This window comes from Saccharospirillaceae bacterium (genome assembly GCA_022448365.1).
In the GTDB taxonomy this organism is placed as follows: domain Bacteria; phylum Pseudomonadota; class Gammaproteobacteria; order Pseudomonadales; family Oceanobacteraceae; genus Bacterioplanoides.
Window position 1 is genome coordinate 158895 of sequence record JAKVCS010000005.1, and the last position, 21927, is coordinate 180821.

Annotated in this window: 22 protein-coding genes; 3 read left to right on the top strand and 19 right to left on the bottom strand. The window is 51.1% G+C overall.

Annotated features, from left to right (window positions below; translation table 11 throughout):
• The first annotated feature begins 12 nt into the window (after positions 1 to 12).
• The 3 genes from MK185_14675 to MK185_14685 all read left to right on the top strand — a co-directional run bounded on the left by MK185_14675 (position 13) and on the right by MK185_14685 (position 2756).
• A complete protein-coding gene (locus tag MK185_14675; protein ID MCH2041870.1) occupies positions 13 to 741 on the top strand; it encodes a spondin domain-containing protein in 729 nt (242 codons plus the stop codon).
• Positions 742 to 835: 94 nt separating this feature from the next.
• Positions 836 to 1705, top strand: coding sequence for a crotonase/enoyl-CoA hydratase family protein (locus MK185_14680; protein ID MCH2041871.1), 870 nt, complete (start codon positions 836 to 838; stop codon positions 1703 to 1705).
• Between the two features lie 115 nt (positions 1706 to 1820).
• A complete protein-coding gene (locus MK185_14685) occupies positions 1821 to 2756 on the top strand; it encodes an exopolyphosphatase (GenBank protein ID MCH2041872.1) in 936 nt (311 codons plus the stop codon).
• A gap of 110 nt (positions 2757 to 2866) precedes the next feature.
• Here MK185_14685 and MK185_14690 read toward each other — a convergent pair whose 3' ends face one another.
• From MK185_14690 to MK185_14780, 19 genes are all read right to left on the bottom strand, one after another.
• Positions 2867 to 3187: a hypothetical protein gene (locus MK185_14690; protein MCH2041873.1), complete on the bottom strand. Its 321-nt coding sequence runs from the start codon at positions 3185 to 3187 to the stop codon at positions 2867 to 2869.
• A 110-nt stretch (positions 3188 to 3297) separates the two neighbouring features.
• On the bottom strand, positions 3298 to 3726 hold the full coding sequence (locus MK185_14695) for a F0F1 ATP synthase subunit epsilon (GenBank protein ID MCH2041874.1): 429 nt from the start codon (positions 3724 to 3726) through the stop codon (positions 3298 to 3300).
• A 61-nt stretch (positions 3727 to 3787) separates the two neighbouring features.
• Complete coding sequence (atpD, locus tag MK185_14700) at positions 3788 to 5182, bottom strand: F0F1 ATP synthase subunit beta (GenBank protein ID MCH2041875.1); 1395 nt, start codon at positions 5180 to 5182, stop codon at positions 3788 to 3790.
• Between the two features lie 38 nt (positions 5183 to 5220).
• Entirely contained in the window at positions 5221 to 6081 is an 861-nt protein-coding gene (atpG, locus tag MK185_14705) for a F0F1 ATP synthase subunit gamma (protein ID MCH2041876.1), read from the bottom strand.
• A 63-nt stretch (positions 6082 to 6144) separates the two neighbouring features.
• Positions 6145 to 7683, bottom strand: a complete 1539-nt coding sequence (atpA, locus tag MK185_14710) for a F0F1 ATP synthase subunit alpha (GenBank protein ID MCH2041877.1) — start codon at positions 7681 to 7683, stop codon at positions 6145 to 6147.
• 15 nt (positions 7684 to 7698) lie between these two features.
• Entirely contained in the window at positions 7699 to 8235 is a 537-nt protein-coding gene (locus MK185_14715; protein MCH2041878.1) for a F0F1 ATP synthase subunit delta, read from the bottom strand.
• 12 nt (positions 8236 to 8247) lie between these two features.
• On the bottom strand, positions 8248 to 8718 hold the full coding sequence (locus tag MK185_14720) for a F0F1 ATP synthase subunit B (GenBank protein ID MCH2041879.1): 471 nt from the start codon (positions 8716 to 8718) through the stop codon (positions 8248 to 8250).
• Positions 8719 to 8782: 64 nt separating this feature from the next.
• Entirely contained in the window at positions 8783 to 9016 is a 234-nt protein-coding gene (atpE, locus tag MK185_14725; protein ID MCH2041880.1) for a F0F1 ATP synthase subunit C, read from the bottom strand.
• Positions 9017 to 9082: 66 nt separating this feature from the next.
• On the bottom strand, positions 9083 to 9946 hold the full coding sequence (gene atpB / locus MK185_14730; GenBank protein ID MCH2041881.1) for a F0F1 ATP synthase subunit A: 864 nt from the start codon (positions 9944 to 9946) through the stop codon (positions 9083 to 9085).
• A 23-nt stretch (positions 9947 to 9969) separates the two neighbouring features.
• Positions 9970 to 10302 (bottom strand): ATP synthase subunit I, encoded by a 333-nt coding sequence (locus MK185_14735; protein MCH2041882.1) that lies wholly within the window; start codon positions 10300 to 10302, stop codon positions 9970 to 9972.
• Positions 10303 to 10801: 499 nt separating this feature from the next.
• Positions 10802 to 11764, bottom strand: coding sequence for a ParB/RepB/Spo0J family partition protein (locus tag MK185_14740; protein ID MCH2041883.1), 963 nt, complete (start codon positions 11762 to 11764; stop codon positions 10802 to 10804).
• A gap of 20 nt (positions 11765 to 11784) precedes the next feature.
• Positions 11785 to 12549, bottom strand: a complete 765-nt coding sequence (locus MK185_14745; GenBank protein MCH2041884.1) for a ParA family protein — start codon at positions 12547 to 12549, stop codon at positions 11785 to 11787.
• Positions 12550 to 12575: 26 nt separating this feature from the next.
• Positions 12576 to 13217 (bottom strand): 16S rRNA (guanine(527)-N(7))-methyltransferase RsmG, encoded by a 642-nt coding sequence (rsmG, locus tag MK185_14750; GenBank protein MCH2041885.1) that lies wholly within the window; start codon positions 13215 to 13217, stop codon positions 12576 to 12578.
• Positions 13218 to 13371: 154 nt separating this feature from the next.
• A complete protein-coding gene (locus tag MK185_14755; GenBank protein MCH2041886.1) occupies positions 13372 to 14166 on the bottom strand; it encodes an enoyl-CoA hydratase-related protein in 795 nt (264 codons plus the stop codon).
• A complete protein-coding gene (locus MK185_14760; GenBank protein MCH2041887.1) occupies positions 14159 to 16204 on the bottom strand; it encodes an acetoacetate--CoA ligase in 2046 nt (681 codons plus the stop codon). Before MK185_14760 ends, MK185_14755 begins: the two co-directional genes overlap by 8 nt.
• A gap of 6 nt (positions 16205 to 16210) precedes the next feature.
• On the bottom strand, positions 16211 to 17152 hold the full coding sequence (locus MK185_14765) for a hydroxymethylglutaryl-CoA lyase (protein MCH2041888.1): 942 nt from the start codon (positions 17150 to 17152) through the stop codon (positions 16211 to 16213).
• Positions 17153 to 17452: 300 nt separating this feature from the next.
• Entirely contained in the window at positions 17453 to 19444 is a 1992-nt protein-coding gene (locus MK185_14770; GenBank protein ID MCH2041889.1) for an acetyl/propionyl/methylcrotonyl-CoA carboxylase subunit alpha, read from the bottom strand.
• A 1-nt stretch (position 19445) separates the two neighbouring features.
• Positions 19446 to 20249: an enoyl-CoA hydratase-related protein gene (locus MK185_14775; protein ID MCH2041890.1), complete on the bottom strand. Its 804-nt coding sequence runs from the start codon at positions 20247 to 20249 to the stop codon at positions 19446 to 19448.
• 12 nt (positions 20250 to 20261) lie between these two features.
• Positions 20262 to 21902, bottom strand: coding sequence for a methylcrotonoyl-CoA carboxylase (locus MK185_14780; GenBank protein MCH2041891.1), 1641 nt, complete (start codon positions 21900 to 21902; stop codon positions 20262 to 20264).
• Positions 21903 to 21927 lie beyond the last annotated feature (25 nt).

The window sequence follows — 21927 nt, forward strand, 5'->3', positions numbered from 1 at the left end:
TCAGGGGACATCATGATGGAAAATAAAATACAAAAGACACTCGCTATATCCGCCTTCGCCTTCACACTGGCGGCTTGCGGCAGTGACAGCAACGATAGCTCAACACCCAAAGTTGACCCAGGTAGTGGCACCGTTAGCTACACACTGACTTTTAAACAAAACTGGGATCAAACCACCTTTCCGACAAACTTCCCAAGCAATCCTCATTTCTCACCGTTAGTGGGCGCTACCCATAACAGCCAGGCTGTTATCTGGCGCCCGGCTGGCCAAGGTGGGGCAGAGACGACGGCTGGTCTGGAAGTTGTTGCAGAAACCGGTTCAACAGCCACCTTGATCGCTGAACTGACTTCGGCCAAAGAAGCTGATGGCCATATTGATGCTATTTTCGCCCGCAGCGGTGGAGCAATTTCACCAGGCACGCAAACCCAGACAATTAAGCTCAGTACTCAGTTTCCGCTGGTGTCAGCGGTCAGCATGATTGCTCCAAGCCCGGACTGGTTTGTGGGTATTCGTGACGTTAACCTTTACCCAAATGGCGAATGGCTGGATGAAGTCACCGTGGACCTTCGCCTTTATGATTCCGATACCGACCTCGGCCAAACCTTTACCGCGGCGAATCAAGACGGCGGAGATCGCAATATCCAGCTGGTTACCACACAGGCTAACGAAACTGACTTTAACAACGGCGTTCACCGTACCAGCGGGGCTTTTGTTGGTCAGATGATTCTTAAGCGGCAATAAACAGAAACATTTGTCGCTTTGACCTGAGGTCATGATCTCCCTATATTGACACTGTAAACATAACAATAAGTGCATAGACAAGGAATCCGAGATCATGACCCAATCTTCAGATAACAGCGACTTTGACTACAGTTGCTTTGCAATCGAAGTCAGCGACCAGATTGCCCATCTGCAATTCTGTCGGCCGACAGAGCTTAACTCCATGAACAAAGCCTTCTGGCTGGAACTGCCTCAAGCCATACGGGATATCGAAGCGAACTCAGATGCTCGGGTCATCGTTATTTCTTCGTCCGGTAAACATTTCTCGGCGGGAATGGATCTGGGGGTATTTTCAGATTCCAAAGCCGTTCCGATGTCCGGTGATCCCGGCCGCATGGCTGAAAATCTGCGTCGGGTTGTGCTGCAATTACAGGACAGCCTGAGTTCGCTGGAAAAAGTCCGACTGCCAGTATTAACTGCGGTTCAGGGAGGGTGCATTGGCGGAGCTCTGGATCTGGTGTGTGCCTCCGATATGCGTTACTGCACTGCGGACAGTTACTTCAACATCAAAGAAACCGAAATTGGTATGACCGCTGATGTCGGCACCCTGCAGCGCATGCCAAAACTGATGCCTGCCGGCATCGTTCGCGAACTGGCATACACCGGACGCAAGTTTCTGGCTGCTGAAGCCTTACAATTGGGTTTCGTTAACCAGGTGTTCGATACTCAGGAAGCGATGCTGGATGGTGTTATGACGATCGCCAAACAGATCGCTCAGAATTCACCGTTGGCCGTAACCGGCTGCAAAGAAATGCTGAATTACAGCCGTGATCACAGTGTTGAAGACAGCCTGAATTATATGGCGACCTGGCAAGCGGGGATGTTCCGCCCGAATGATCTGATGAAAAGCTTCCAGGCCAAAGCGACGAAACAAGCCGCCGTCTACGACGATCTGTTTCCACACAAAGACCTGTTCGAGCAATAAGTCAGGTAGCGAAGCTGCCAGTCGCTAAATCTCGTCTAAGCTAACAATATTCAACGCGGCCCGCCTTCCACTGCGGAGTAGCGTTTCATTTCTAGCAGGGATTATGGAGAGACACGTGGCTGAGCAGCAATTCCGATTGGTAACCCGCAGCGACTTTGATGGCCTGGTTTGTGCCGTTTTATTCAAAGAACTGGGCATGATCGACGACATCCTGTTCGTTCATCCGAAAGATATGCAAGACGGTAAAATCGATATCACCAGTCAGGATATCACCACCAATTTACCGTATGTCGAAGGCTGCCATCTCAGCTTCGACCACCATGCTTCTGAATTAAAACGTCGCGGCGATCACGCCTACGATAACCACATCATCGATGACAAAGCGCCATCAGCGGCGCGTGTGGTATACGATTATTACGGCGGTAAAGAACGCTTCCCGAAAATATCCAGTGACATGATGGAAGCTGTGGATAAATCTGACTCAGCGCAGTTCTCCAAAGAAGAAATTCTGAACCCGGAAGGTTGGGTGCTATTAAACTTCCTGATGGATTCCCGCACGGGTCTGGGTCGCTTCCGAGAATTCCGCATCAGCAACTACCAGCTGATGATGCAGCTAATCGACTACTGTCGTGACCACACCATCGAGCAGATTCTTGAATTACCCGATGTGAAAGAGCGGGTAGAACTGTTCTTCGATCATAAAGATAAATTCGAAGACCAGCTGCGTCGCTGCACCACAGTTCATAACAATCTGGTGGTGCTGGATCTGCGCGAGGAAGATCCGATCTTCGCCGGCAACCGCTTTATGATTTATGCCCTGTTCCCGGAAACCAATATTTCCATCCATGTGTTATGGGGCCTGAAAAAACAGAACACCGTATTTGCTATCGGCGGTTCGATCATCAACCGAACGCATAAGACTCACATTGGTGAACTGTGCTTAGAGCATGAAGGTGGTGGCCATCGTAATGCCGGTACCTGTCAGGTGGATAACGATGGGGCCGAAAGTGTTCTGACAAAGTTAATTCAGCGGATTAATGCGGACGGTTAACACTAAGTTGATCTGAAAAGCAGACATACAAAAACCGGCATAAGCCGGTTTTTGTATTTGCGTTAAAGCAGGAAAGCTAAATGCTTGCCCAGTTCTTCACAGTACTTTATTTAATATTTAACTTGGAACTGTGCCAAGGTATTGTGGTATCGACAAGCACCAGTCCATACATTAACTAAATTACCTGCTGCTGCTGCCGAAATAATTAACGATATTAGTTTTTTACCTTCTGTACTTTCGTCGTTATGTATTACCAGCCAATCCCCACCATCATCGCATTGAGTGGGGAACTTTTTATCGAACCGCACAACAATGGAATCGCTTCGATAATTAATTTGGACTATTTTGGCGTCTTTAATACCACTAGCGTAGCAATTAAAAGATATCATAGAAGTCAACGCCAGAAATATAAACAGTATAGATTTAGTCACACCAGAATCCTTTTTGAATGAGTTAATAAAAACCCGCACCGTAATAATACAGAGCGGGTTTTCTTTGTCTGTACTCCAGAGAGCCTGACATTCGCGTAATGCAGAAAAGCTTAGTGCTTGCCCAGTTTCTCGCGAATTTGCTGGATAGTACGCAGTTGTGCTGCGGCCTCGGCCAGCTGAGTAAGCGCACGAGAGTAATCAAAGTCTGCACCTTGATTTTCCATCGCTTGCAGAGCGTGTTTCTTAGCTTCCAGAGCCGCAGCTTCATCGATGTCACCAGCGCGAACAGCGGTGTCAGCCAGAACAGAAACGCAATTGGGCTGTACTTCCAGATAACCACCAGAGACGTAAACAACCTCTTCTTCGCCGCCTTGCTTAACAATGCGGACTGGACCAGGTTTCAGCGGAGTCAGCAGTGCTGTGTGACCAGGTTCAATACCCAGATCACCCAGTTCACCGTGAGCTACTACGCGTTCTACCAGGCCAGAGAACAGGTTCTCTTCGGCGCTGACGATATCGCAGTGGACGGTAATCGCCATAGTCGTATCCTCAGTTAGAGAGGCGACTCGTTACTCAGTGAGTATTGAGCCGCCAGCCCAATTACATGTTTTTCGCTTTCTCAACAGCTTCGTCGATGGTACCTACCATGTAGAACGCTTGTTCTGGCAGTTCATCGAATTCACCGTTCAGGATGCCTGAGAAACCACGGATGGTTTCTTTCAGAGACACGTATTTACCAGGCGCACCGGTGAAGATCTCTGCCACGTGGAATGGCTGAGACAGGAAACGCTCGATCTTACGTGCACGGGCAACCAGCTGCTTATCTTCGTCGGACAGTTCGTCCATACCCAGAATCGCAATGATGTCTTTCAGCTCTTTATAGCGCTGCAGTACACCCTGAACGCCACGAGCGATGTCGTAGTGTTCGTTACCGATAACCAGTGGATCCAGCTGACGAGAAGTAGACGCCAGTGGGTCGATCGCTGGGTAAATACCTTTAGAAGCGATGTCACGAGACAGAGATACGGTAGAGTCCAAGTGAGCGAACGTAGTCGCCGGGCTTGGGTCAGTCATATCATCCGCAGGTACGTATACCGCCTGGATAGAAGTAATGGAGCCAGTCTTCGTGGAGGTAATACGCTCCTGAAGTACGCCCATCTCTTCTGCCAGAGTTGGCTGGTAACCTACCGCTGAAGGCATACGGCCTAACAGTGCAGATACTTCGGTTCCCGCCAAGGTGTAACGGTAGATGTTGTCAACGAACAACAGTACGTCTTTACCTTCGTCACGGAACTTCTCAGCCATAGTCAGACCAGTCAGAGCAACACGCAGACGGTTACCCGGAGGCTCGTTCATCTGACCGTAAACCATTGCTACTTTAGAGTTTGGCTTGTTTTCCAGGTCTACAACACCGGATTCAGCCATCTCGTAGTAGAAGTCGTTACCTTCACGAGTACGCTCACCAACACCCGCGAATACAGACAGACCGGAGTGTGCCTTCGCAATGTTGTTAATCAGCTCCATCATGTTTACGGTTTTACCAACACCGGCACCACCGAACAGACCAACTTTACCACCCTTAGCGAATGGGCAAACCAGGTCAATTACCTTGATACCGGTTTCCAGCAGGTCAGTGGAGTTTGATTGCTCGTCGAAAGTCGGTGCTGCACGGTGAATAGAAGCAACTTCTTTCTCACCGATAGGACCACATTCGTCGATAGGACGGCCAAGCACGTCCATGATACGACCCAGAGTCTCAGTACCAACTGGCACAGAGATAGGACCGTTTGTGTTTGTTACAGGAAGGTCACGTTTCAGACCTTCTGTTGAGCCCATTGCAATAGTACGAACTACGCCGTCGCCCAGCTGCTGCTGAACTTCTAAAGTAGTTTCAGTACCATCAACGGTCAGGGCGTCGTAGACCTTAGGTACACTGTCGCGTGGAAATTCCACGTCGATAACGGCACCGATGATCTGTACGATAGATCCGCTCATTTTCGGTTCCTCTTAATCTTAAACCTTGAATCCCGGGCTTATACAGCCGCGGCACCGCTTACGATTTCTGAAATTTCCTGAGTAATTGCTGCCTGACGAGCCTTGTTGTAAAGCATGTTCAGGTCGTCAATCATACTGCCCGCGTTATCGGTAGCGTTCTTCATCGCTAACATACGTGCAGCCTGTTCACAGGCATTATTCTCAATTACACCTTGGTACACCTGGGATTCTACGTAGCGAATCAACAGGCCTTCGATAATCTCTTCAGGCGCTGGCTCGTAGATATAACCCCACTGGCGTTTCAGTGAATCGTCTTCTTTCGCCTTCAGAGGCAGTAACTGCACTGAAGTCGGCGTTTGGGTCATGGTGTTCACAAAACGGTTATAAACGATGAACAGACGATCGATCTTGCCTTCGTCATATGCGTCCAACATTACCTTAACCGATCCGATCAGGCTGGCTAACTCAGGAGCATCACCCAGATGGGCTTTAGCTGCTACTACGTTGCCGCCAAAACTGTTGAAAAACAGGCCGGCTTTTGCACCAACGGCACAAAAATCTACTTCTACGCCTTTGTTTTTCCAGTCCTGTGCTTCTTTAGCGACGGTCTTGAACATGTTGTTGTTCAGGCCACCACATAAGCCACGGTCGGAAGACACCACGATATAACCAACACGCTTGATTTCGCGGTCTTGCATATAACGGTGACGATATTCAGGTGCAGCATTCGCCAGGTTGCCAATCACATCACGGATTTTATCCGCGTATGGACGGCTCGCTTGCATGCGCATCTGAGCGCGACGCATTTTACTTACGGCAACTTTTTCCATTGCTGAAGTAATTTTCTGCGTGCTTTGAACACTCGATATCTGCTCTTTAATCTCTTTTCCGACTGCCATAAGACTGTCCTACGTTTCTTAGTGAATCCAGCTGGCAAAGCTCACACTATGCCAGCACCGGACTTACCAGGTCTGAGTGCTCTTGAATTTCTCAATCAACTCTTTCAGACCGGCAGCGATTTCATTGTTGTAGTCGCCTTTAACATTGATCTGTGCCATCAGCTCGGAGTACTCGCTGTTTGCATAGCTCAACAGGGCGGCTTCAAACGCCTGAATCTTGTTCACTTCAACGTCTTCCAGGAAGCCTTCAGTAGCAGCAAAGATAGACAGACCCATTTCAGCGGTCTTCATCGGAGCGTACTGACCTTGCTTCATCAGCTCGGTTACTGCACGGCCGTGTTCCAGCTGCTTACGGGTTGCATCATCCAGGTCAGAAGCGAACTGAGCGAATGCTGCCAGTTCACGGTACTGAGCCAGAGCCAGACGGATACCACCGCCCAGTTTCTTGATGATCTTAGTCTGTGCTGCACCACCTACACGAGATACCGAAATACCGGCGTTCATTGCAGGACGGATACCTGAGTTGAACAGGCTGGTCTCCAGGAAGATCTGACCGTCAGTAATAGAGATCACGTTGGTCGGTACGAATGCAGATACGTCACCACCTTGAGTCTCAATGATCGGCAGAGCAGTCAGGGAACCGGTTTTACCTTCAACACCACTGACGCTCTTAACGTAGTCAGCGTTTACGCGACATGCGCGTTCCAGCAGACGGGAGTGCAGGTAGAAAACGTCACCAGGATAAGCTTCACGGCCAGGAGGACGCTTCAGCAACAGGGAAATCTGACGATATGCCCATGCTTGCTTAGTCAGATCGTCATAAACGATCAGAGCGTCTTCACCACGATCCAGGAAGTATTCACCCATCGCACAGCCAGCGTAAGGAGCCAGGAACTGCATAGCAGCAGGATCGGCAGCGCCAGCAGCAACGATGATGGTGTGATCCATCGCGCCGTGTTCTTCTAATTTACGTACTACGTTAGCAATGGTTGACTGCTTCTGGCCAACGGCTACGTAGATACACTTAACACCAGTACCTTTCTGGTTGATGATCGCATCGATGGCCATTGCAGACTTACCAGTCTGACGGTCACCAATGATCAGCTCACGCTGACCACGGCCGATTGGCACCATGGAGTCAACGGCTTTGTAACCAGTTTCCAGTGGCTGGTCTACGCCTTGACGTGCAATTACGCCAGGTGCAACACGCTCAACCGGAGCAGTAGTGTCAGTTTCGATCGGACCTTTACCGTCGATTGGGTTACCCAGAGTGTCGACTACACGACCCAACAGAGCTTCGCCAGTCGGTACTTCTAAGATACGACCAGTACATTTAGCGGTCTGACCTTCGGCCAGAGTTTTGTATTCACCCAGTACAACAGCACCTACAGAGTCACGCTCCAGGTTCATTGCCAGGCCGTATACGCCGCCTTCAAATTCAATCATTTCACCGTACATGGCGTCAGCCAGACCGTGAATACGAACGATACCGTCAGATACAGATACGACGGTGCCCTCGTTCTGGGCTTGTGAAGTCACATCGAGACTTTCGATGCGTTTTTTGATGACTTCACTGATCTCAGATGGATTCAGTTGCTGCATGCATCGTCCCTCAAACTAGGAGTTCATCGCTTCGGCTAACTTGGACAATTTGCCAGTTAGCGAGCCGTCAATTACCAGGTCACCGGCACGAATGATCGCACCACCGATGATGGACTCATCGATTTCGCTGCTCATACGTACTTCGCACTTCAGCTTGGCCTTTAAAGACTCAGCCAGCTTATTTTGTTGTGCGTCGGTCATTTCAAACGCGGTAGTTACTACAACGTCTACCGTGTTTTCCAGTTGTGCCTTCAGCTCTTCAAACAGAGCTGCAACTTCTGGCAACAGCGCCAGGCGCTTGTTGTCTGCCAGAATGGCTACCAGGTTTTTGGCTGCTTCATTCAGCTTGTCGCCACATACGTTTAATAACGCTTGCGCTTGCTGTTCAGCGGTCAGAGAAGGGTGCACCAGGATCTTTGCCAGATCAGCGTCAGCTGCGAAAGCAGCCAACACGCTCAGGTCCGCAGACCAGGCATCCAATGCATTTTTCTCTTGTGCTTCAGCAAACGCAGCTTTTGCGTATGGCCGAGCGAGAGTTGTTAATTCAGCCATGCCAAACCTCGCTTACAATTCGTCAGCCAGTTGATTCAGCAGCTCTTCGTGAGCGGCAGCGTCAACAGACTTAGCAAGGATTTTGGCGGCGCCTGCTACTGCTAACTCAGATACCTGAGCACGCAGTGCTTCTTTCGCGCGGTTTGCTTCCTGAGCAACTTCTGCCTGAGCAGCAGCTACCAGACGCTCACCTTCAGCGCGTGCCTGTTCTTTGGCTTCGTCAACGATTTGGTTAGCACGCTTGCTAGCCTGCTCGATGATTTCAGCAGCTTTCTCTTTGCTCTCACGTAACTGATCAGCCGCTTTTGACTGAGCCAATTCCAGATCGCGAGCAGCGCGGTTTGCTGCATCCAGACCATCGGCGATTTTCTTTTCACGTTCTGTCATGGCGCTGGTCAGTGGTGGCCAGACGTATTTCATGCAGAACCAGACAAAAATCGCGAACGCAATCAATTGACCAAGAATAGTCAGATTTAAGTTCACAGCGATTTACCTCTTACGAATTCGTTGGATTCGGTGAAGAACACGATCTCAGATCGTGCTCACCTTAAGCAGCAGGTGCTACAACGAAGATCAGGTACATCGCGATACCAACACCGATCATAGGCACGGCGTCTAACAGGCCAGCCATCAGGAAGGTTTTGGTTTGCAGCTGAGGACCCAGCTCTGGCTGACGTGCAGTACCTTCCAGCAGCTTACCGCCCAGCAGAGCGAAGCCGATACCAGTACCCAGTGCACCCAGGCCAATCATGATTGCAGCAGCAATGTATACGAGTTCCATATGAGACTCCTAAAGGTTTAGTTAAGTAGTTAAATTAAGGGTTAAAATCGTCTGTTAATTACGCTGTTAGTGGTCTTCGTGAGCCTGACTCAGATATACAATCGTCAGAACCATGAAGATGAACGCTTGCAGCGGAATCACCAGAATATGGAAGATTGCCCACGGCACGTTTAATACCCACTGAAGGTAAAACGGCAGCAACGCAATCAGAATAAATACAACCTCACCCGCGTACATGTTACCGAACAGTCGCAGTGCCAGAGACAAAGGTTTAGTCAGCAGACCCAGAACTTCCAGGAACAGGTTGAACGGGATAGCAATCGGGTGATTGAACGGTGTCAGAGACAGCTCTTTCGCGAAGCCACCTACACCTTTAACTTTGATGCTGTAGTAGATAATCAGCAGGAATACGCCCAGAGACAGGCCCAGCGTACCGTTTGGATCGGCAGTCGGAACAATCTTGAAGAAAGGCAGGCCAGCCGCGTGGGCGATACCCGGAATGATATCAACCGGAATCCACTTCAGCGAGTTCATCAGGAATACCCAAACGAAGATCGTCAGGGCTAACGGAGCAACCAGCGGGTTACGACCGTGGAAGGTTTCTTTAACGGTGTTATCGACAAACTCAACCACCGTCTCAACGGCATTCTGCAGCTTACCCGGCACACCAGAAGTTGCTGCTTTAGCTGCTTTAGAGAAGATCCATGCGAACAGGATACCCATCAGTAAAGACCAGCCAATGGAGTCAACGTGAACGGCCATAAAGCCCATATCCTGAGCTTCTTTACCGCTCAGTGCCATGGTCCAGGTGTCCTGAGTCAGCTCAGTTTGGGTGCCGTCCTTATCGGTACGAACATAACCTGCTGGCAACTTGCCGTAGGTCAGATTGGTTAAGTGGTGCGAGATATACTCTTGGGAGTTACCAGCCATTGTTCACTCTCAATTCCAAAGGTTTAAAAATTAGTTATTCGTGCTGAGGCTAAGTGCCCCAGCTGCACTGTCATAAACGCAATAAACAATGCAGGAACATTCAATGGCTCAACTCGCACAAATATCACGCCAAAACTCAGTGCGGTGAGCATAAATTTCCAGGCTTCTCCCTGGTATAACGACTGAACCACCCGGTCAGCCATACGGGCACCTGAGTAGCGGAATGCTCGCCAAACAAAATAAGCGCTTGGGACAGCACAAGTCAGGCCTCCCAATAACGCCGATTTGGCGGCTACATCGCTGTGTAACCAGGCCACCAATGCAGAAAACAGCGTTAACCCAAACTGTACAAGCATCACTTTGTACACGGATTGGCGAGGAAAAATCGATGACACACTAGCCTCGCACTGTTCAAAAAATCTGCAACGCCCAAATTTAAGGCGCCGTGATTATATTGGCTCACCCTTTGGGCATCAACCGAAACCATGAGTAAAGGCTCGATAATTCGTCGTATTTGCGTGATATGTGTCATTCACAGGGTGAATGGGCGGACAAAAGTGACGGAAATAGTGCATTATCTGTTACACATCGGCCTGCACGCTCTATCAATCTCTACCAAGCCAGTTGTTCGTAGAAACCCCTTTTTTTATTAAAAATTCCGGTACCCTATATGTATGCCGCCATCTCAGACAGCTAAAACACATTCGTCCACTCAACGCCTAACCAAATGGCGACGAGTGGATAACGCCACGAAGACATTTTCAATGATGCCCAATGGCTAATCTCATCTTTTTATTGAATGAAAAAAGGAGCCATCAGGCTCCTTTTTAACTTCTGCGATTCGGAGAATCACACTCACTGAATATGGCGCAGAATCCCATCCAGCTCATCCAGGTTGGTGTAGTTAATCACCAACTGACCTTTGCCTTTAGCGCTGTGTTTAATCGCCACTTTCGCACCTAAACGGTCACCCAATAAACGTTCCAGGCGCTGAATATCCGGATTGGCTTTGGCCTGCTCCGGATTCTTATCACCACCGTTTTGCAGGTTACGCACCAGCGCTTCGGTCTGTCGTACCGTTAACACGCGGGTTACGACCTGGGCGGCGGCCTCGGACTGCTGGCCACCGTGCAGACCCAGCAGGGCACGAGCGTGACCCATCTCAATATCACCATGTTCCAGCAGACGTTTCACATCGTCATTGAGATTCATCAGACGCAGTAAATTGGCAACGGTAGCGCGGTTTTTACCGACGGCTTCGGCCACCTCCATTTGAGTTAGCTCAAATTCGTGTTGCAGCCGATGAAGCGCGATGGCTTCTTCCATCGGATTCAGGTCTTCACGCTGAATGTTTTCGATCAGCGCCATCGCAATGGCAGCTTCATCCGGCACATCCCGTATCAACGCCGGAACCGATTCCATCTGCGCCAGCTGGCAGGCACGCCAGCGCCGCTCACCAGCAATGATTTCGAAACGTGGCGCTTCGGGAGTACCCGCAGCAATCGGACGAACTACGATTGGCTGCATCAGACCCTGAGCTTTGATAGAGGCTGCCAGTTCTTCCAGCGCTTCCGGCTGGATGTCTTTACGCGGCTGATATTGTCCCGGCTGAATCCACTCCACCGGAAGATGGCGTAACGCTCCATCTTTAACAGACCCTTCCGTGTCAGCCGCAATAGGCTCGGCTGTGTCGGCAGCTGCGGTAGTATCAGTGACCGGTTCAATCGCAACCTCAGCAGGCTCAACCGCCACGGCGGCTTTTGAGCTGGCCATCAGGGCATCCAGCCCACGTCCTAATCCGCGTTTCTTTTTAGACATTCTTCTATCTTTCTACACAATTATTTATTTCGGCGATTCATTTCGCCGGCCAGCGCCAGATACGCTACCGCACCGCGGGAAGTCTTATCGTAAATAAGAGCAGGTAACCCATGGCTTGGCGCTTCCGCCAGCCGCACATTACGCGGAATGACCGTGCCATAAACCTTGTCTCCGAAATGCTCGGTCAACTGCGCCGACACATCCTGGGTCAGGCTGTTGCGCGGGTCATACATAGTGCGCAGCAGTCCCTCAATCTCCAGCTTCGGATTCATACTTTCTTTCAATGATTCAACGGTTTGCAACAGAGCGCTCAGGCCTTCCAGCGCATAATATTCACATTGCATCGGAATCAATACACCCTGAGCGGCAACCAGCGCATTCAGAGTCAGCATATTTAATGAGGGTGGGCAGTCGATCAGGATGTAATCGTAGTCTGGACGAACCTCACCCAAAGCATCACGCAAACGGCTTTCTTTACGACTGACATCCATCAGCTCAACTTCGGCAGCCACCAGATCACCATTGCCCGGCAATAAATCGTAGCCTGCAGGTTCCGCCTTTTGCAAAGCAGCAGCCGTGCGGCAACCACCGGTTAATACGTCGTACAGGGATAATTCCAGATCGTGCTTATCGATGCCGGAACCCATGGTGGCATTACCCTGAGGGTCCAGATCCACCAACAAAACACGACGCTTAGTGGCGACCAGAGATGCAGCCAGATTCACCGCTGTGGTGGTTTTACCCACACCACCTTTCTGATTGGCAATCGCCAGAATTTTACTCACAGGAATCTTCCTTTATGCAGCGCACGTTATTTCGGCAGGATTCTTAACAGATGACGCTCGCCATCAACACCCGGCACTTCCAGCCTGAAGCTTTCCACCACCTTAAAATCGCTGTCGATAGCAGCGATCTCATCATCCGGATACTGACCCTTCATAGCCATAAAACAGCCGTCGTCGGCACGCAGATGCTGGCACCAATGGGTCATATCGTACAAGGATGCGAAGGCGCGGCTGACAATCATATCGAAAGGCTTTGGAGGATGATACGCCTCAACCCGATCGTTCACTATGGTGACATTGTCGAGGCCCAGGGCGGTTTTTGCCATAAACAGAAAGCGGGTTTTTTTGCCGTTACTGTCGAGCAGCATAAACTCCTTGTCCGGGTTCATGATCGCCAACACAATGCCGGGCAACCCAGGGCCGGTGCCGATATCTGCGATCAGACTGGCTTCCTGCACGTAGCGATTCACCACCAGACTATCGAGCAGATGCAGCGGTACCATTTGTTGTGGATCGCGAATGGCCGTCAGGTTGTACGCCTTATTCCACTTCATAAACAGCGCCAGATAATCACTGAGCTTATTCAGCTGCTCAGACGATAAATCGACGTTCATCGCCTGAGCGCCGCGGGCGATTTGCTCGGTCAGTTGTTCAATGGGCACGGTCATGGAAATGTCGCTCGCAAGCTGTCAACGAAAAGCCGCGCATCTTAGCATAAAAGCGTTCTGAACAGAGGATTTGCCAATGCAAAGCTGAGTGATTACGGATTATGCTGCAGGACGACGTGGTGAAACCCGATATCGCTCTGTTACCGCGCAAATCCTACAATTTAAAACCCGACTCATGGTGCAGAATCCCCTGAATCTGTGCTGCGCTATCCAGCGCTTGCTCCAGGGTCTGGCTTTGTGCTTCATGGAATAAACGTTTGGTTTCACGTAAACAACGAGCATCGTTGGTTGCCATCTGACGTGCCAGACCTAACGCATGACCCACCAGCTGATCGGGTTCGACCAGGCGCGAAACCAGGCCCATGGCCAAGGCCTCATCGGCAGAAAATGCACGGCCGGTTAACGCCATTTCCAGCGCTTTTTGCATCCCGATACGCCGCGGTAATAACCAGGCGCCACCGTCACCCGGAATAATGCCCAACTTGATAAAGCTTTCGGAGAATGTCGCCTGATTGCTGGCAATCGCGATGTCACACATACACACCAAATCGTTGCCTGCGCCAACGGCCGGACCATTTACAGCCGCAATCACCGGCACTTGCAGGCGGGCAAACGCCAACGGAATTCGCTGAATAAACTGCTTATAGTTTTTCTGCAGTTGTTCTGCATCGCCCTCAAACATACCCGTGCGGTTTTTCATGGCTTTGATATTGCCACCGCCGGAGAAGACATCGCCGGCACCAGTGAAGACAGCAACTTTCACACGGTCATCTGCATTCAGTTGATCAACCATGGTATCAAAGGCGTCGATCACGTCGGCATCGGAAATCGCGTTTTTAATCTCTGGGCGATTCAGCGTCATTAAGGCAATGCTGTTATTACCAGCATCGTCCTGAATCCGTTCAATGATTAAAGGGTCTGTCTGGTTATCCACCTGATGGTCAGTCATAGGCTAGCTCCTCAATATCTTTAAAGTGCGCCAGTGCCTGTGGGTTGGCTAATGCATCGGTGTTTTTCACCGGGTCGCCGTGCACCGCATTGCGCACCGCCAGTTCCACCAGCTTGCCAGAAATGGTACGGGGTAATTCCGGTACCGCGATTACCTTAGCCGGAACATGGCGTGGGGTGCAGTTGGCGCGAATCTGCTGACGTATTTTCTGACGCAAGTCGTCAGTCATAACGGTGTTTTGCAAACCCGATGCCAGCGCTTCCTTAGATAAAACAACAAACAACACAACACGTACGTCGTCCCGCCATTGCTGACCAATCGCGAGACTTTCTATCACTTCATCCAGCTTCTCGACCTGCCGATAAATCTCGGCGGTACCAATACGCACACCGCCGGGATTTAACACCGCATCGCTGCGACCATGAATAATCAAGCCACGGTGTGGGGTTACCTCTGCATAGTCTCCATGGGCCCAAACATTCTGAAATTGATCAAAATAAGCGCTGTGGTATTTCAGACCGTATGCGATTTCCGAGCAGTCATCATTCCAGAAACCCACCGGCATCGAAGGGAAGGCCTGAGCACACACCAGTTCGCCTTTTTCGCCTGCTTTGGCCTTGCCACCGTCGTCATTCCAGGTCTGAACATCCATTCCCAGCCCAAAACACTGTAGCTCACCGCGATAAACGGGTAACAGCGGGCTGCCCAGCGCAAAACAGGAAATAATATCGGTGCCGCCAGAGATTGAGCATAACGCCAGGTCCGCATGGCCATTACGTTCAACAGCTACATCACGATACACATAATCGAAACTTTCATGCGCCAGCGGTGAGCCGGTGGAGAGCAGTGTGCGAACTTTATGATGATGAGAGGCAGCAGGCTTAATGCCGGCTTTTTCCAGCGCACTGATGTATTTGGCACTGGTACCAAAAATCGTCATGCCTTCCTGCTCGGCAATATTCCACATCACCTCAGGGTTGGCCTCCCCGTCCTGATGAAACGGTGATCCATCAAACAATAATAACGTCGCCCCTGTGGATAAACCCGATACCAGCCAGTTCCACATCATCCAGCCACAGGTGGTGAAATAGAACAGCACGTCAGCCGGTTTTACGTCGGTGTGCAGCAGCAGTTCTTTTTTGTGCTGCAGCAAAGTACCGCCAGCACCGTGCACAATGCATTTCGGCACGCCGGTGGTACCGGAGCTGTACATAATATAAAGCGGGTGATCGAAGGGCAGGGCTTCGAAATCGATATCACTGGAATCGTTGTTTAAAAAATCATTCCAAATAATCGACTGCTCGGGCTGAGAAAATTCATTATCTAAACCAACGTAAGGCACCGAGATCAATTGTTCGGCATTCAGATTCAGTGATTCAGCAATAGCCGCAACCCGTTCACCACAATCGATCTTTTTACCGGCATATAAATAGCCCTGAGTTGCCAGCAATAACTTAGGTTTGATCTGACCAAAACGATCCAGCACCCCCTGGATACCAAAGTCCGGCGAGCACGATGAGAACACCGCTCCGATGCTGGTTGCGGCCAACATAGTAATTACGGTTTGTGGGCAGTTGGGCATAAACGCAGCAACGCGATCTCCGGCAACAACGCCCACTGCACGCATGGCATGAGCCGCTTTAGCGACCTGCAAATACAGTTCGGCGTAGCTGATCTCAACACGGGTATCAGGGTCTTCATTGCGGAAAACCAGAGCGGCTTTATTCGCCAGATCAGGATTGTTGGCGGGCGCCAGCAGGTTCTCAGCGAAGTTCAATTTTGCACCGTCAAACCAGCGCGCACCGGGCATGTTATCGCCGTTGGTTAATACGCGGTTATAAAGCGTCTGGGCTTCTATCTGAGCGTAATGCCACAACAGAGACCAAAAGGCTTCGCGCTGTTCAATACTCCATTGATGCAGGTCTGCGTAGCTGTTCAGGTTTAGGGAATATTCGCTGTTGGCCCGCTCGAGGAAGGCCAGCATATTCGACGCTTGTTGCCGCTGCGGGCTGGCTTGCCACAATAAATCCTGAGTCATGTTGTTTTACCCACTTGCGCTTTGTGCCGCGATGGCCAAGCCGGCCTTACTGCCATTCGGACGGTTTAATTGTTCACTGATCCAGGCACCGGTTTGTGCCAACGACTGTAGATCAACACCCGAGTCGTAACCCAGGCCGTTAAGCATATATACCACGTCCTCGGTGGCGACATTACCGGAGGCGGCTACTCCGGTCGCTGTGGCACCGGCATACGGGCAACCGCCCAAACCAGCAACCGAGCTATCCACGGTACGAATACCCAGTTCCAGTGCGGCGTAGATATTGGCCAGCGCCTGGCCATAGGTATCGTGGAAATGCACTGCCAGCTGCGACATCGGTACATGCATCGCCAGGGTACGAATCAGTTGTTGAGTTTTGGCTGGCGTGCCAACACCAATAGTGTCGCCGAGAGAAATTTCATAGCAGCCCATATCCAGCAAAGCTTGGGCAACATCGACCACTTTATTCACATCCACTTCACCCTGATACGGGCAGCCCATCACGGTGGAAACATAACCGCGCACCGGTAAACCAACGGTACGGGCGTGATCCAGCACTGGACGAATTCGCTCCAGACTCTGCTGAACCGTGCAATTAATATTCTTTTGCGTGAAGGCATCTGAAGCAGCGGTGAATACCGCCACTTCATCGGCGTTAGCGGCTAACGCGCCTTCTAACCCTTGTAGGTTGGGTGTCAGCGCTGCGTATTTCACCGCGTTGTTGCGCTTAGGACTGGCCTTCAGTTGTTGCAGCACCTGATCGCTGCCCGCCATTTGCGGCACCCATTTTGGTGAGACAAAACTGCCCGATTCGATGGTCGTTAAACCACAAGCGGCCAGACGTTCGATCAGCTCAACCTTGAGTTTGACCGACAGTTCCTGCTTTTCATTTTGCAGGCCATCGCGGGCGCCTACTTCGACGATTTTTATTTTTTCTTTTTTCATCACTAGCAAACCTTATCTAGGTTTTACGCCGAGTGTGGCAGCCATAAGACTTTTTTACCGCCGCGAAAAGGGTACATCCATGCACTGATTCGCGGTCGCAACATCCTGTTGCTGCTTTAAAAAAGCCTTATGACTGCCGCACTCTTTTCCTTTATCCGAAACACGTTTCCGGTTAGTCCAAGAATATTGGATGGTTCCGTGATTTTTCAGAGCCAGCAACAGGATGTTGCGTGTGCATAGAGATCACAGGGATGTGGCTTTCTATGCACCGGCTGAAAAATTACGGTGCCATGCAAAATTCGTCTATTCCTCACCCTGAAGAGCAATCAACTCAGCACCTTCAAACACCTGATCACCAGTGCCGTAGAACACCTGCTTAACCACGCCGTCTTCGGCTGCGCGAATGCTGTGCTCCATCTTCATCGCTTCCATAACCATCAGCACCTGACCGGCTTCCACCTGATCACCGGCTGTGACGTTGACTTCCAGCACCTGACCCGACATCGGAGCGGTTAAACCACCATGGTCGTCACCAGCACCTTCGCCCAACCAGACATGGCGGGCGTAACGCTTGGTCGCTTTTTCCAGCCAGACGATGGCTTCGTCATCGGTAATTTTGACGTTATGGCGTTGAATTTTGCCATCCAGCTCGTAGCTTAAAACGCCGCTATTCAGGCTCAGGCCGTTAACCCTGTATGACTGGTCTTCGATGTCGATCTGAAGCGAACCATCCGCTTGATGCTGAACCTTGGCGACACAGGAATCACCGCTGGCGGTATTCAAATAAACCGTTTTGCGAGCATTCAGATTCATTCTGAAATGATCATGGATATTCCAGGGATCAGAGGACGTCGCAACCCCGGATTTTGCCTCGTGCGCCAGCTCTGCCAGTGCGCCCAATAACCAGTCCGGATCCTGCTCGGCATCCAGCTCATGACGATCAATAAAATCGGTCGATAGATCTGCTGCGATAAAGCCCGGCTCTGCCATTAAACGCGCGAGAAAATCACGGTTGTTTTTAACCCCATCGATTTCCAATTCAGTTAACGCTTGCTGCATGCGAACAATGGCGGCATTGCGATCGGCACCCCACACAATCAGCTTAGCGATCATCGGATCGTAATACGGCGATACGGTATCACCTTCGATCACACCACTATCAACCCGAATAGAGGAAGTCCTGTCAAAGTTACAGGCGGCAGGCCAGCGTAAACGGCTTAAATCACCAATCGCTGGCAAGAAGCCATTGTCGGCATCCTCGGCGTAAATCCGCACTTCGATTGCGTGGCCATGAACGCGCAACTGGTCCTGAGTCACCGGAAGGGTCTCACCCGCAGCCACACGCAGCTGCCATTCCACCAGATCCTGGTCAGTGACCATTTCGGTAACCGGATGCTCAACCTGCAGACGGGTGTTCATCTCCATAAAGAAGAAATCACCACGGCTATCGAGCAGGAATTCCACGGTACCGGCGCCAACGTAATTAATCTTATGGGCGGCGGCGAGGGCGGCTTCACCCATGCGGCGACGTAAATCTTCGTCGTCATTAAAACCCGGAGCCGGTGCCTCCTCAATCACCTTCTGGTGACGACGTTGCACCGAACAATCACGTTCAAACAGGTAAACACCGTTGCCGTGTTTATCGCAGAATACCTGCACTTCCACGTGACGTGGCTTCAGCAGATATTTTTCAATCAGCAGACGGTCATCGCCAAAAGACGATAACCCCTCACGACGGGCACTGACGATGTTTTCCAACACGTCGGCGGCTTTGTCCACCACCCGCATACCTTTACCACCGCCACCCGCGCTGGCTTTTAACAGCACCGGAAAGCCAATGCGTTCGGCTTCAGCGCACAACAAATCATCAGACTGGTCTTCACCGTGGTAGCCAGGCACCAGCGGCACTGCGCTATCAGATAACAGGGCTTTGGCGCTGGCTTTGTCACCCATGGCTTCGATAGAAGATGCCGATGGGCCAATAAATTCGATAGCGTTTTCAGTACAGGCACGGGAAAACGCCGCGTTTTCACTCAGGAATCCATAGCCCGGATGAATTGCCTGGGCGCCGGTTTGTTTTGCCGCTGCAATCACATTATCGATTTGCAGATAGCTTTGGCTGGCGGCCGCCGGGCCAACACACACGGCTTCATCAGCGGCTAATACATGTTGCGCGTGACGATCGGCTTCGGAATACAACGCCACGGTGCGAATACCCATGGCTTTAGCAGTACGCATCACCCGCAGGGCAATTTCGCCGCGGTTAGCAATCAGGATCTTACTGAACATAGTCATGTTATTTATCTCCTGTTGCGCTGTTTGTTACGGAATAAGCTGCAGCACGCTTTTCAAAAAATGCGGTTAAGCCTTCCTGACCTTCATCACCCACACGTAAACGAGCAATCAGTTCCGAGGTGTAGGCTTTTAACTCATCATCGATGGCTTTATTACTGACCTCTCGAATCAGTTGCTTGGTAGCGGCGATGGCTTGCGGGCCGTTATTCAGCAGATTTCTGATCCAGCCAGCCGTCACATCAGAGAGCGTTTCACGTGAAACAATTTGATGTATCAATCCGATTTCATATGCCTTTTCGGCATTAATAAGTTCAGCCGTTAAGAAATAACGACGCGCCTGACGTGCGCCCATCGCCGCAATCACATACGGACTGATGGTTGCCGGACTCAGACCCAGTTTCACTTCACTCAGACAGAAACGGGCATCATCCGATGCCACTACCATATCGCAGCAGCTGATCAGACCCAGGGCACCACCAAAAGCAGCACCTTGAACTTCAGCAATCGTGGGTTTTGGGAAGGAGTTCAGTTCATCCAGCAGATCAGCCAGACGGCCAGAGTCGGCCTGGTTTTCTGCCAGCGACGCTTGTTTCTGTGACTTCATCCAGTTCAGGTCACCACCGGCGCAAAAGTGTTTACCTTCGCCCTGCAATACCAGAACCCGCACGGCATCATCTGCCGCCAGGCTGGCCAGTGCCTGACGTAATTCGGAAACAGTTTCGGCATTAAAAGCGTTATGAACCTGTGGACGGTTCAGAGTTAAGCGGGCGATTTTCCCTGCAATATGAACGGTAATATTTTCCATAGTTCCGTACCCTTACATCCGAAACACGCCAAACTGCGTGTCCTCAATCGGTTTATTCAGACAAGCGGATAACGCCAAACCCAACACCCGGCGGCTATCAGCCGGATCAATAATGCCGTCGTCCCACAGGCGTGCGGAGCTGTAATACGGATGACCTTGTTTTTCATACGTATCGCGTATCGGTTGTTTAAATGCCTCGGCTTCGGCGTCTTTCCATTCCACACCTTTCTTGGCGAGAGCGTCTTTTTTCACCTGAGCCAGAACACCGGCGGCCTGTTCGCCGCCCATCACCGAAATACGGGCGTTGGGCCACATAAACATAAAGTTCGGATCATAAGCACGGCCACACATGCCATAGTTACCGGCACCAAAAGAGCCACCAATCACCAAGGTTAATTTAGGCACTCTGGCACACGCGACAGCGGTAACCATTTTGGCGCCATGACGGGCGATACCTTCGGCTTCGTATTTTGATCCAACCATAAAACCGGTGATGTTTTGCAGGAAGATCAGCGGAATCTTGCGCTGCGCGCACAACTCAATAAAGTGCGCCCCTTTTTGGGCAGCCTCACTGAACAGGATGCCGTTGTTGGCAACAATGCCCACCGGCATGCCGTATAGCCGGGCAAACCCTGTCACCAGCGTGGTGCCGTATCGCGCCTTAAATTCATCAAATTCAGAACCATCGACTAAACGGGCAATGACTTCACGTACGTCATACGGGAGGCGGGTATCCTGAGGGATCAGGCCATACAACTCTTCCGCCGGATACCGTGGTTCTTTAGTTGGGGACTCAACACTTTCGCGCTGATCCACAGCCGTGTTCTCAAAAGAATAGGGCTTCTGCCAGTTGAGACGACCTACGGCGTTACGCGCCAGCTGCAAACCGTGGGCATCGTTTTCCGCCAGATGATCGGCAACACCAGATTTCGTGGTGTGTAATTCGCCGCCACCCAGTTCTTCGGCGGTGACTTCTTCACCGATTGCCATCTTCACCAGCGGTGGGCCCGCCAGAAAAATGGTGCCTTGCTCACGCACGATAATGGCTTCGTCCGCCATGGCTGGCACATAAGCACCACCAGCGGTACAGGAACCCATTACTACCGCAATTTGTGGAATGCCGCAGGCCGACATGTTGGCCTGGTTAAAGAAGATGCGTCCGAAGTGTTCGCGGTCCGGAAATACTTCTTCCTGACGCGGCAGATTAGCACCGCCAGAATCGACAAGATAAATACACGGCAGACGGTTCTGCTCCGCAATGGCCTGGGCGCGCAGGTGTTTTTTCACGGTCAGCGGGTAATAGCTACCGCCTTTTACCGTGGCGTCGTTAGCGACAATCATACATTCCACACCATTCACCCGACCGATTCCGGCAACCGCTCCGGCGGCAGGGACGTGCTCACCGTCGTACACTTCAAACGCGGCCATCTGGCCAATTTCCAGAAAAGCACTGCCCGGATCAAGCAACTGCTGAATGCGTTCGCGCACCGGCAGTTTGCCGCGGCTGATGTGACGTTGCATCGACGCTTCACCACCGCCCTCACGGATGGTGGCGAGTTTATCGCGCAGGTCATCAACCAGCGACTGCATATGGGCGTGGTTGGCCTCGTAGTCGGGTGAGTGTGTATCCAGACGCGTCTGAATGATTGGCATAACGCTTACCTCGTTCTCGCAGTAC

Coding starts and splice junctions, on each gene's coding strand:
- MK185_14675 (MCH2041870.1), top strand. CDS start 13: ATGATGGAAAATAAAATACAAAAGACACTCGCTATATCCGCCTTCGCC.
- MK185_14680 (MCH2041871.1), top strand. CDS start 836: ATGACCCAATCTTCAGATAACAGCGACTTTGACTACAGTTGCTTTGCA.
- MK185_14695 (MCH2041874.1), bottom strand. CDS start 3,726: ATGGCGATTACCGTCCACTGCGATATCGTCAGCGCCGAAGAGAACCTG.
- atpD (MCH2041875.1), bottom strand. CDS start 5,182: ATGAGCGGATCTATCGTACAGATCATCGGTGCCGTTATCGACGTGGAA.
- atpG (MCH2041876.1), bottom strand. CDS start 6,081: ATGGCAGTCGGAAAAGAGATTAAAGAGCAGATATCGAGTGTTCAAAGC.
- atpA (MCH2041877.1), bottom strand. CDS start 7,683: ATGCAGCAACTGAATCCATCTGAGATCAGTGAAGTCATCAAAAAACGC.
- MK185_14715 (MCH2041878.1), bottom strand. CDS start 8,235: ATGGCTGAATTAACAACTCTCGCTCGGCCATACGCAAAAGCTGCGTTT.
- atpE (MCH2041880.1), bottom strand. CDS start 9,016: ATGGAACTCGTATACATTGCTGCTGCAATCATGATTGGCCTGGGTGCA.
- atpB (MCH2041881.1), bottom strand. CDS start 9,946: ATGGCTGGTAACTCCCAAGAGTATATCTCGCACCACTTAACCAATCTG.
- MK185_14735 (MCH2041882.1), bottom strand. CDS start 10,302: ATGCTTGTACAGTTTGGGTTAACGCTGTTTTCTGCATTGGTGGCCTGG.
- MK185_14740 (MCH2041883.1), bottom strand. CDS start 11,764: ATGTCTAAAAAGAAACGCGGATTAGGACGTGGGCTGGATGCCCTGATG.
- rsmG (MCH2041885.1), bottom strand. CDS start 13,217: ATGACCGTGCCCATTGAACAACTGACCGAGCAAATCGCCCGCGGCGCT.
- MK185_14755 (MCH2041886.1), bottom strand. CDS start 14,166: ATGACTGACCATCAGGTGGATAACCAGACAGACCCTTTAATCATTGAA.
- MK185_14760 (MCH2041887.1), bottom strand. CDS start 16,204: ATGACTCAGGATTTATTGTGGCAAGCCAGCCCGCAGCGGCAACAAGCG.
- MK185_14770 (MCH2041889.1), bottom strand. CDS start 19,444: ATGACTATGTTCAGTAAGATCCTGATTGCTAACCGCGGCGAAATTGCC.
- MK185_14775 (MCH2041890.1), bottom strand. CDS start 20,249: ATGGAAAATATTACCGTTCATATTGCAGGGAAAATCGCCCGCTTAACT.
- MK185_14780 (MCH2041891.1), bottom strand. CDS start 21,902: ATGCCAATCATTCAGACGCGTCTGGATACACACTCACCCGACTACGAG.